The 12,143-nt window shown below is 29.4% G+C and carries 11 protein-coding genes; all 11 read right to left on the bottom strand.

Going from position 1 to position 12,143, the window contains the following annotated elements:
* Window positions 1-13: 13 nt before the first annotated feature.
* Window positions 14-910 carry a cation diffusion facilitator family transporter gene (locus tag IC218_RS19295; protein WP_227436337.1) on the bottom strand — a complete coding sequence of 299 codons (897 nt, stop codon included), beginning with the start codon at window positions 908-910 and terminating at the stop codon, window positions 14-16.
* 185 nt (window positions 911-1,095) lie between these two features.
* A complete protein-coding gene (locus IC218_RS19290) occupies window positions 1,096-2,211 on the bottom strand; it encodes a M20/M25/M40 family metallo-hydrolase (RefSeq protein WP_227436340.1) in 1,116 nt (371 codons plus the stop codon).
* A gap of 149 nt (window positions 2,212-2,360) precedes the next feature.
* Complete coding sequence (locus tag IC218_RS19285; RefSeq protein WP_227436342.1) at window positions 2,361-3,647, bottom strand: hypothetical protein; 1,287 nt, start codon at window positions 3,645-3,647, stop codon at window positions 2,361-2,363.
* A 65-nt stretch (window positions 3,648-3,712) separates the two neighbouring features.
* Window positions 3,713-4,582: a 16S rRNA (adenine(1518)-N(6)/adenine(1519)-N(6))-dimethyltransferase RsmA gene (gene rsmA / locus IC218_RS19280; protein ID WP_227825271.1), complete on the bottom strand. Its 870-nt coding sequence runs from the start codon at window positions 4,580-4,582 to the stop codon at window positions 3,713-3,715.
* Between the two features lie 161 nt (window positions 4,583-4,743).
* Window positions 4,744-5,274: a ribonuclease M5 gene (gene rnmV, locus IC218_RS19275; protein ID WP_227436345.1), complete on the bottom strand. Its 531-nt coding sequence runs from the start codon at window positions 5,272-5,274 to the stop codon at window positions 4,744-4,746.
* Window positions 5,275-5,631: 357 nt separating this feature from the next.
* Window positions 5,632-6,699 carry a putative 2-aminoethylphosphonate ABC transporter substrate-binding protein gene (locus IC218_RS19270; RefSeq protein ID WP_227436348.1) on the bottom strand — a complete coding sequence of 356 codons (1,068 nt, stop codon included), beginning with the start codon at window positions 6,697-6,699 and terminating at the stop codon, window positions 5,632-5,634.
* An 11-nt stretch (window positions 6,700-6,710) separates the two neighbouring features.
* Window positions 6,711-8,399 carry a putative 2-aminoethylphosphonate ABC transporter permease subunit gene (locus tag IC218_RS19265; protein WP_227825270.1) on the bottom strand — a complete coding sequence of 563 codons (1,689 nt, stop codon included), beginning with the start codon at window positions 8,397-8,399 and terminating at the stop codon, window positions 6,711-6,713.
* Between the two features lie 17 nt (window positions 8,400-8,416).
* Complete coding sequence (locus IC218_RS19260; protein WP_227436351.1) at window positions 8,417-9,412, bottom strand: ABC transporter ATP-binding protein; 996 nt, start codon at window positions 9,410-9,412, stop codon at window positions 8,417-8,419.
* Window positions 9,413-10,249: a PHP domain-containing protein gene (locus IC218_RS19255; RefSeq protein ID WP_227436354.1), complete on the bottom strand. Its 837-nt coding sequence runs from the start codon at window positions 10,247-10,249 to the stop codon at window positions 9,413-9,415.
* A gap of 3 nt (window positions 10,250-10,252) precedes the next feature.
* On the bottom strand, window positions 10,253-11,422 hold the full coding sequence (locus tag IC218_RS19250; protein ID WP_227436356.1) for an alpha-D-ribose 1-methylphosphonate 5-triphosphate diphosphatase: 1,170 nt from the start codon (window positions 11,420-11,422) through the stop codon (window positions 10,253-10,255).
* Entirely contained in the window at window positions 11,423-12,136 is a 714-nt protein-coding gene (locus tag IC218_RS19245; protein WP_227436358.1) for a phosphonate C-P lyase system protein PhnL, read from the bottom strand. It lies immediately after the preceding gene.
* Window positions 12,137-12,143: the final 7 nt, after the last annotated feature.

Below are 12,143 nucleotides of genomic sequence, written 5' to 3'. Positions count from 1 at the left end.
TTTTAAGCTATAATTATTTTATACACTTATTTCCTTGGCAATTAGTGCATGGTTCAACATGAACTGTTATCCCTTTTACAAATTCCATATGTTTTATTATATGTTTTTCCAACTTAGTAGCAATATCGTGCCCCTGTTTTACTGTGAGATTTTCATCAACACATATAGTCAAGTCCACATATGCCATAGCTCCATGCTTTCTAGTCTTTATATCTCCTAGATTTTTAACACCTTCTGTATCTGCTACAATAAACTTTAATTCTCTTCTTTCTTCTTCATCAACTGAAACATCCATCAATTCATTTACAGAACTTCTAAGTATATCGATTCCTACCTTAGCCACAAATACTGCTACTACAACTGATGCAATTGGGTCTAATGGTTTAAATCCTAAAATAGAACCTCCTATACCTATAAATGCAGCCACTGAAGATAGAGCATCTGACCTGTGATGCCAAGCATCTGCTTTTAAAGCTGGTGAATTTATCTTTTTAGCAACTTTAATTGTTATTCTATATTGATACTCTTTTATCAAAATTGAGATGACTGACACTATTAACGGAAGTATTGATGGAACACTCAATGCATCTAAGTTAAATAATGATTTAATAGCCCCTATACCTATTGTTATAGAAACAAATATAAGTAATATTGATAATACGAATGATACCAATGTCTCTGCCTTTTCGTGACCATAATTATGTTCCTTATCTCCTGGTCTAGAAGATACATAATTACCTATCAGTACACCTATAGAACTTATAATATCTGAGGCTGAATGTAATCCATCTGCAATCATAGCACTCGAATTACCAATAATACCAGCTATCACCTTAATTATTGTTAAGACTATATTCCAAATTATTGATTGTATTGTTATTTTATTTGCTTCCTCATACCTTGTTTCCATTGTTATTCCTCCTAACAAACCAAATCTAAATATTATTAAAAACATATACTTAAACATAAATTAAATTTATTATTATATTCAAATGTATATCTTTTACTTTCAATAGAGATTATCAATCTTCTATAAAATGAAAAATCACCTAGCTTGAGCTAGGCGATATATATATTATACACTATTATTTAAATTTATGCTTCTTTTATTATCTCTATTACCATTTTGGCAGAATCATATAAATCCTTTATAGCTATATGTTCATCTAATGTATGCGCATTTTTCATACCTATTCCTAGAGTTATAGCTTCAATACCATTTTTACTTAATATATTAGTATCGCTACCTCCTCCTGTAGATTCAGTATGACCTTCTATTCCTAAATTTGAAAATGCTTTTTTTGCAAGTTGTATTATTTCTGAATCTTCATTAACATCTATTGGAGTATATGCTCTATTTACATCTATTTCAATTTTAGCTCCAAAATCCTTAGCAGCTTTTTCAAAAGTTTCTACCATATGTTTAGTTTGAACATCTAATTTATCTTCTTTTAGACTTCTAGCTTCTGCAACTATGTTAACTTCTCCTGTTACTATATTTGTAGCTGTTCCACCATTTATAATTCCTATGTTAGCAGTTGTTTCTTCATCTATTCTAAGTAAATTCATATTATCTATTGCTCTAGCAGCTACCATTATAGCACTTATACCAGCTTCAGGCTCAAGACCTGCATGAGCTGTCTTTCCTAATATCTTAACATTTATTACATCTTGTGCAGGAGCTTTTACTATTATCTCTCCTGGAGAACCACCACTATCTAATACAAAGGCATATTTAGAATCTATTTTTGCATAGTCTAAATTTTTAGCTCCAACTAATCCACATTCTTCACATATAGAGAATACAACTTGAATATCAGTATGTTCTATATTATTTTCTTTTACTTGTCTTAATCCCTCTAATATAGCTGCTATACCTGCTTTATCATCAGATCCTAATATTGTAGTCCCATCACTTTTTATTATTCCATTTACTTCATCCACTATAGGTTTTACCCCTATTCCTGGAGTTACTGTATCCATATGTGAACTAAATAATATTTTCTTTCCTTCTTTATTTCCTTTTAAAGTAGCTATTATATTGCCTGTTTCTCCATTTGCTTTTTCACCAGCATTATCTACTACAACTGAACAACCTATTTCTTCTAACTTTTCAACTAATACTTTGGCTACGTTCCCCTCTTTTAAAGATAAACTGTCTATCTGTATTAATTCAAGGAACTCATTTAAAATTCTTTGCTCGTTTATCATAATCTTCCTCCATAATATAATAGGTATTTCAACATATATTGTAGTGTAATATTTAAATATTATCAATAGTTTTTAAACTTTTATATCATTTTAGTTAAGTTTCTTTACTAAAATGAAAGTTAAAGTTAAATTCTTTCATTCTTATTGTTTTATCTAACTATACTTCTCTGTCTAGAATCTATAAAGCATAACCAGTAGCCTAAACTATTGGTTCTGTGGTCACAAGCTTGATATCTCAAAAATCCTGTACTTCCATTATCTGGTTGTTCATTTCTATTACCTGGAATAGCATAAATATAATGCTTTCTCTTATTATATTCATCATATTGTACTCCGAATAAGTAATGTCTATATTTATATGAATGTAAAACTGCATCACTATACATTGTATAATTCAATACATTTAAATATCCTAAATAAGGCATTGAATATCCACACAATGTTGTAGGGTTTACCTCTATTTTCCACCATCTTGTATTGTCTATATAATCTGCTGTAAAAGGCTTAACTTCTCTAAATAGCTTTAACCCTTTCTTTATTTGTCTAGGCATAAGTAATGTTCCAGCTTGCTTATTCCCACTATCTATTTGATTTATTCCATTGGCTCTTTTTACTTTTTCAACATTATTTTGTTCTTTTTGAGTTTTCTTTGACTTAGTAGTTTTTTGAGAAGCAACTACCTTTTCTTCATGTCTTATTTCAAAATCTTCTTCATCCTCATCATATTCATCTTCATATTCTATATCGTCATAGAATTCATTTTCTTTAGCCTTGTTATAATTTTCTATTTCCTTATAGTTATTAAATTCTTCAATTTCATCATCACTAGAATCTTCTACATCTGCTCTTATCTTTAATTCTCCCTCTTCGGTTTCATCATCTTCCCAATAATCTTCATATTCATCTTCATCATATTCTTCTATAATATATTCTTCGTCACTATCACTGTTTTCTTCATTATCAGCATCTTCTTCTAAGTACTCTTCTTCTCTTTCAACCTCTATATCTTCTTCTAAATACTCTTCTTCACTTTCAGCTAACTCTTCATCTTCTACATCTTGGAATAATATGTCCTCATAATTTTCAATCTTATTTCCCTTAAACCCAACTAGAGGAATATTTCTTTCATACAATAAGGCAATTCCTTTTATTTCTTCATCATAATCCTCTAAATCTAAAACAAATTCACCTCTTCCTTGTTCATTTAAAATTATATTTCCTAAGTCTATTAATCCATGGTCACCTTTTATTGCTACTGCTTTATACCCATCTTTAACATATTTTAGATTTTCTACATATAATGCAATGATTGATTTTTCATCATTTACTTCGACTTTTGCAAAAGCTTTTGGCAGTACTCGTTCTTTGTATCTAAAGTTTATGTCTTTAGCTTCTAGTATTATATAGTCTCTTTTAAACTTTCTTTTAGAACCCACTGCAATCCCCCCTTAACACAGTTTCTCTAAACAATATATGTTAATAAAATAAAAAAAAGTACCTCCTATTTAGAAGATACTTTTGTATTTACTATATTTGAAAGAACTGCAAACTCTTCTATACTAAGAGTTTCACCACGTCTTTTTTCATCTATATTAGCTTCTTTTAATATTTCTCTTATTTCGTCCTTATTAAGAAAACCAAGGCCTCCCAATGAATTAAGTAAAGTCTTCCTTCTTTGTCCAAAAGATGCTTTTACTGTCTTGAAAAATAGTTCTTCATTATGAACATCATATTTCTTTTCAGCTCTGACATGTAAACCTATAACCGTTGAATCTACATTGGGTTGTGGTATAAACATATGTCTTGGAGCCTTTGCTACAATTTCTGTTTCACAATAGTACTGAACAGCTATGGACAATGCTCCATAATCCTTTGTACTTGGAACAGCATTCATTCTATCTGCAACTTCTTTTTGAACCATAACTACTATATCCGTTACAGGTATATCCTCTTCTAAAAATTTCATAACTATTGGTGTAGTTATATAATATGGAAGATTTGCTACAAGCTTAACTGGTCCACCATTTAATTTATCTTTTACTAGTTCTTGTATATCTACTTTTAATATATCTTGGTTTATAACTTCTATATTCTCTAAATCTGATAAGGTATCTTTCAATATAGGAATTAAGTTTCTATCAATTTCTATAGCTACCACTTTCTCTGCTACCTTACCCATTTCACGAGTAAGTGTACCTATCCCAGGACCTACTTCTATTATGTTATCTCCTTCTGTAACTCTAGCTCCATCCAATATTTTATCTATTATATTACTATCTATTAAAAAATTCTGACCTAAAGACTTTGAAAATTTAAAATTATGTTTTTGTACTACTTCTTTCGTTGCACTGTGTGAAGATAGTCTATCCATCGTTTACTCCTTTTTAACTTATTTTAAGATTTTATCCTATTAATTATACTTATTTACATGTGTTTAAAGCAAAATATTTATTAAAGATAATTTATTTTAAATTACTCCATAATTTTATATTTATTTTTTATATATTTTTTTCATATCATACATGCTTACATTTAAATTTGTTTTAATGCACTTATAAATTCTTCTCTTTCAACACCATAATTATTTAATCTATTTAAAAATTGCTTTGCATTTCCATAACCAATCCCAAGTATTTTACCAAGTGCATCTCTCCTAGATGATGCATCTTCATTTCCTATAAGACCATTTCTAATCAAATCAACTTGTTTAAATTCATCTCTTTTCTCTGTACTTTCAGTTCTAACTTTATTTAAAGCTGCTATTATACTTTTAGGAGTAGCATTTTCTATACCTATATCTCCATCCTTTTTAGCTTCTTCTCTTGGTAAAAACGCATGTTTACATCCTGGAACTTCTGATGCTATTTTTTTTCTTATTTTTTCACCTGCAAAATCTGGGTCGGTAAATATTATAACTCCTCGTCTTTCATTAGCTGATTTTATACGCTCCATTACTCCTTTTGGAAATCCAAATCCACCTGTGGTTATAAGTTCTGCATCTATTGCTCTCTTAACAGCTGTAACATCATCTCTTCCCTCTACTACTATTATCTCTTTTATCATATAAATTCACCTTTTATTTGTTTTTAGTTTTTGTTTACATCTCTTTATTTTAAGGTTTTTATTTAATTTAATCAAGGCACTAACCTATTTATTTTTATTTAGAAATCTATAGTTTAAGAAAAATTTATTCCTACTAGATAAATATATTCACTATTATATTCTATTGAATCACCTATAAGCAACAATAAGTCCCATGTAGCATTACCTGTATTAATATTATATCATCCATACAATTTTCTTTTTTAATATTAATGATTTATAGAAAAAGATGTAGAACTCAGGACAAATATACATTAAAAGAGCCTAGATATAAATTTTATATTCTAGGCTCTTTTTTATTGTATTTTATTAATGAATTTAACTTTCCTTTTCTGTCTTTCCATCATATTTTGATATCCATTTATTTAATATAGTTTCTCTATTTTTTGCTGCTGATTTTAAATCATTATCTATCATTTGTTCTAATGGCTTTTTAGGGAATCCTTCTGGGATTGGATTTCCTGTATCAACTGTAGTAACTGCATAGTTCTTAGAATACTCATTCATTGCATCTTTACTTATTGCCCAATCTAAAAATACCTTAGAAGCTTCTTTTATATTATCTTTTTTTACAAGAGCATTTGCTTCTATATCCCATCCAGAACCTTCTTTTGGAAACACTACTTCTACTGGATAACCTTCTTCTTTTAATTTTATGCCTCTGTATCCAAAAGATATCCCTATAGGATACTCTCCTGAAGCTGCTGATGTAGCTGGAGCTGAACCTGATTGAGTATATACACCAATATTTTCATGTAACTTATCCATATATTGCCATGCTTTTTCTTCTCCCATAATTTGTATAAGCGCTGATACCGTTAAATATCCTGTACCAGAAGAAGATGGATTAGGCATAGATATAAGACCTTTATATTCTGGCTTTATCAAATCTTCATAAGAACTAGGAACTGGTATATTTTTATCTTTTAATTCTTTAGTATTTACTGTTATACCTGTCATCCAAGCATCTATTCCAACCCATGAAGGTACTTCTTTATCATCTTTAAATGCAGGGTCTATCTTATCAGACCCTTCTGGAGCGTATGGTTCTAACATTCCTTGGTCATCTGCAACTAGCAAGCTTGTGGCAGCAATCCCCCATACAATATCTGCTTGAGGGTTATCTTTTTCTGCTAATAGTCTTGCTGTTATATCTCCTGTTGATGCTCTAACAACATTTAATTTAATATCTGGGTATTTTTCTTTAAATGTAGCTAAATATGGGTCTATACTGTCTTCTTCGATTGCTGTGTAAACTGTTAAATCACCTTTTGTTTTACTATCAGACTTTGAGTCTCCACCTGATGAGGCAGTGCTACATCCTGTTATTACACTCAATAAAAGTGTTGATAATACTCCTAAAGAAACTAGCTTCTTAAATTTCATCTTTACCTCCCCTATGCAACATCTTTTTGTTGCCATTTTTGTGTATTATTTTTTAATTTTTTTGTTACGAATTCATAGCAAAGTCTTACTATTATATTTGTTAAAAGCACTAATACTGCCATAGCTGCTGATGGTCCTATATATCCTATCTCATCTAACTTCAATATGGATATTGATGCAGTCTGAGTCTGAGGAGTATATAAAAATATTAATGCTGAAACAGTAACCATTGAATTTACAAAATAATATACTACTATCTCAAGTATTGATGTTATAGACATTGGTACTGTGATGTTGAAAAACACTTTATAAAAGGGAATATTTATAGATTTTGCAACTAACTCATACTCTCTATCCAACATTTTTAGTGACGAATTTGAAGTTATAAAGCAAACAGAGTAAAAATGTACTATATTTACTATGACAAGTATAGCTGTACCACCATATAGGAAATTTAGTGGATTACTTACTGAGTTAAAAAAAGTTATATATGATATTCCTAGCACTAGACCTGGTAATGCCATTGGTATCATAGATAAAAAGTAAGCTGTTTGTCTTAATCGTGGAAACTTATCTACTTTTTCTATCATGTATGCACTAAAAAACACAAATATAGTTCCAAATATAGCTGTTAATGTTGATATTTTTAAACTGCTTAAATAGGTTTTTAATCCGCTTCCTAAAATACCTTTAAATGTATAATGTTCCATTGTAAAACTTAGGTTATATGGCCATAATTTTATGACTGAACCTATAACTGAAACAAATATCAAAATGAAGATTAATAAAGTTATAAAACTACATGCTATTAAAAATACTCTATCTCTAAATTTGTTTTCTTTAATTTTATAAGGCATAGATTTTGCTGTTATAGTCATTCCTTGTTTTTTACTTGCCACCTTGTCTAATGTAAAAGCTATTAGTACAGGAATCAACATTACCATAGAAACAGTTGCTCCCATTGGTATGTTAAACTGCCCCACTACTTGCTTATATATCTCTGTAGCTAACACATTATAGTTTCCTCCGACTACTTTTGCTGCTCCAAAGTCTGTAAATGCAAGTATAAAGGATACAAAGAAGGAGCTTACTAGTGAGTACTTTATGCCTGGAATTGTAATTTTAAAAAACTTTTTAAAATCACTAGCCCCTAAGCTATCTGCTGCTTCATAAAGTCTATAATCTGCCATTGAAAGAGCAACGGATAGTATTAAAAAAGCTTGTGGAAATGTAAACAGTATTTGAGAGACAATTATTCCTAATGGTCCATATAATGGTATCTCAAATCCCATTGTTGTAAATATTCCTTTATTTCCAAACAGGTATATAAGTGAAATACCATATAACATAGTTGGTGCAAAAAGGGGAAACATTCCCATAGTTTTAAAAAAATTCTTAAATTTTATATTTGTTCTTGTTATTGCATATGAATAGATAAATGCTAAACATAGTGATATTAAAGATGAAACTGTAGATACAAAAATTGAATTTTTAAATGATGCTATAAGACTTGGATTTTCAGCATATTTACTAAAATTTGAAATACCTATGAAGTTTCCACTTGTATCTAAAAATGCATTTTTTAATAATGATACTAAAGGAAACAATATAAATACTATTAGTATAATTAGCGAAAAAATTAAAAAACATTTTTGTATTGTACTATCACTTATCCTTCTTTTGTTTTTTGTTGTTATCATTTATTCACCCCTAGCTATTAAGCACATCCCTCTGATTTATATTCTACAATTCCTTCTTTGGGAATTTTAAAATTTATTTTAGACCCTATACACAGTTTCATTTGTTCTGCAACTTTTGAAACTATATCTAATTTTATTTTCTTAGAACAATACTCAACTGTAATTCTATAGTTAAATCCTCTAAATTCAATATCTAAAATCTCTCCAACTTTGATATCATTGTCTTTAGAATCTCTATTAAATTCTACTTTTATATCTTCTGGTCTGATAGCTATCTTATTAATACCATCATCTATAAAGTTTATTGTTCCTATAAAATCAGCTACAAAAGGGGTCTCTGGATTTTTATATACTTCTTTTGGAGTCCCAACCTGTATTATTTCTCCACTATTCATAACAACCATTTTATCCGCCAAGCAAAGTGCCTCTTCTTGGTCGTGAGTTACCATTATAGTAGTAATACCCAGTTTTCTATGTAAGCTTCTAATCTGTTCCCTAAGTTTCAATCTTACTTTTGCATCCAATGCAGATAATGGTTCATCAAGAAGTAAAAAATCTGGCTCTAGAGCAATTGCACGAGCTAGTGCGACTCTCTGTTGTTGCCCTCCTGATAATTGAGAGGGATACTTTTTCTCATATCCACTTAATTCTACTACCTCTAAAACTTCATTAACTTTCTTATCAATATTAGATTTATTTATATTTTTATTTTCTAAGCCAAAAGCTATGTTTTTGTAAACAGTCATATTTGGAAATAGTGCATATGACTGAAAAACTATACCAAAATTTCTACTTTCAGGTGGTGAGTTTGTCATATCTTTATCATTTATTATTATTTTTCCATCATGTTTGTCTTCAAGCCCTGCAATTATCCTAAGCAATGTACTTTTCCCACATCCACTTGGTCCCAATAAACAAATAAACTCTCCTTTTTCAATATCAATAGATATGTCTTTTAGCACTTTAGCTTGTCCATAACTTTTACTTACATCTTTAACTTGTAAAAAAGACATTTATAAAACCCCTCCTAAGGCTAACCTAAACTTAAATAAATCTTCTCTATTTAAGCTTTTACTTCCTAGGTCACACTCATGCTGAGAGTAAAGCCCATGATAATCTGAGCCTCCTGTAACAACTAAGTTGTATTTCTTAGCATAAGAAAGTGACTCTTTTTCTAAGTCTTTATTGTGAGATGGATGATACACTTCTATCCCATCTAATCCAACATTCACCATATCTTCAATAGCATTAAAATTGTCCATTTGCCCAGGATGAGCTAGTACGCAAATTCCACCAGAACTTTTTATAGCTCTTATTGCATCTTTATAATCTACATATTTTAAAGATACATACGCCTTACCATTTCCTCTATGAAACAACTCTTTATATAAACTTGAATATATTTTATCTGTGTATCCTTTATCTATAAGTGCTTTCATTATATGTTGTTTAAATATTCCAGTCTTTGATGAATATTTCTTTACATCTTCTAGAGATATTTTATATCCTAAATCTATAATTTTATTTACCATCTTAACAGATGCTTTATGTCTATCACAAACCATTGGATTACATAAATTTTTTATTTCTTGACTATTTAAATCTATGTTATATCCCAAGATATGAACTCTTTTTCTGTTTTTATAATCGTATGCTGATATTTCTATACCTGGTATTATAGTTATTCCATAATTTTCTCCCAATATGATAGCTTCATCTAATCCAGACAATGTATCATGATTTGTTATTGCTAAAACACTTATATTATTTTCTGATGCTCTCTTAATTATTTCTTCTGTAGTGAAGTTATTATCTGATATGCTTGTATGACAATGTAAATCTGTTAACAATCTTTATACCTCCCTTTTATAAACTGTTTTTCCATTTACAATAGTATTTACAACTCTTGGATACTCACTATCAATATCCAATAAAACTAAATCCGCTTTTTTATTTTCTTTTATGCTACCTCTTTCACCATATATACCAACTGCTTTAGCTGGATTTGAAGTAAATAGGTTAACTGCTTTATTTAGATTGTTAGTTTCTTGTGCAACTATGCACATGGACTTTATCATTGCTGATGGAAGATAGTCTGAACAAACAATATCACAACAGTCTTCCAATATAGCATCCATTGCCTTTAAGTTGTTATTATGAGATTTCCCTCTTACAATATTTGGGGCACCTAAACAAGTTAAAACACCCAGTTTCTTTGAATATTTTGCAACTTCAAGAGTTATAGGAAATTCAGATACATTAACTCCTATATTTTTTATAAAATCCATTTTTTCTAACGTATCATCATCATGTGATGCAACATTTATATTTTTAGTTTTTGCCACTCCTATAACACTGGCTATTTTATTCCAATCTAAATTATCATGTAAATCTACTAAGTCATCTAACCATGTATCTACATAATTTTCTGTTACTCCCCATACCTTAGTAGCATACTCTCTATAGAACTTTGGATTTGTATACTGACCTTGTCCTGGAGAATGGTCCATTATAGATAAATAGTCTATTTTATCTTCTTCTAACAACTCTGACACCTTCTCTAAACCTTCATGGTATAACACTTCATACCTTAAGTGAACTTTATGATTTATATTCTTACTATTTATATTTTTGTACGAATCGATATTTTCAATCATTTCCAAAGAATTATCAATACTTCTAACTCCTACTCCATCACCCAAAGATATAGAATGATAAACTGTTGTTATTCCATTTGCAGGTAGTTTTTTATCTAGTTCATAAAATGCCATATTAAATGGTAATAATGTACTTGGTCTTGGCTCTATTTCCTTTTCAATAGCATCACTATGAATATCTATGATACCAGGTATAACATATAAGTTTTTTGCATCTATTATTTCATCTATCTCGTTGAAATCTAGTAAATAATCAATCTTATCATTTGAGACTTTCTTTATTGTATCTCCTTCTATAATTAAATGGCCATTTTCTAATATTTTATCTTCCAATACAATATTTGCATTATGAATTAATTTTACCATCTAAGCTACCCCACTTTCACTTATAGTGCCTTTTGTCATAGTAAATGTTTTATCTATAACGGTCTCCATAAATTCTATATCATGAAATATCCCTATCATTGTAGTTCCTTGATTTTTAAGTTCCAACATTTTTTCTTTTACGTATATTTTAGATTGATTATCAAGTGATGCAGTTGGTTCATCAAGTAACAAAAGCCTAGGTTTTTTGACCATAGCTTGTGCTAGATTTAATCTTAATTTTTCTCCGCCAGAAAAATTATTCGGATAAGCATCCCACAAGTTTTCCTTTATTTCAAACTGAGTTAGTATATCTTTTGCCATATCATATGCACAATCTTTTTCAAATCCACTCTCAATTAAAGAATGTACTACTAGCTCAATAGCCGTTATTCGTGGAAGTGTTTTTAAAAACTGTGATACATATCCTATTTCCTTTTTTCTAAGATTTATCATTTCTCTGTCACCAATTGTAGATAAATCTATCTTTCCATATATTTCTGAGTTAAATATTATTTCTCCAGTCGTTGGGATATATGTTTTATAAATGCTTTTTAATATAGTAGACTTTCCCGCTCCAGATTTTCCTATTATTCCTAAAAATTCACCTTTGGAAATTGTAAAATTTATTTCACTACACGCTTTTATAGTTTTATTTAATGCATGTAATTCAAAATCTTTGCTAAAATTATTTACTTCAAGTATAATTTCTTCCATTTTATTT

Origin of the sequence: Clostridioides sp. ES-S-0005-03, assembly GCF_020658455.1 — a bacterium.
Lineage (GTDB): Bacteria > Bacillota > Clostridia > Peptostreptococcales > Peptostreptococcaceae > Clostridioides.
This window is presented reverse-complemented; position numbering and strand designations above follow the sequence as displayed.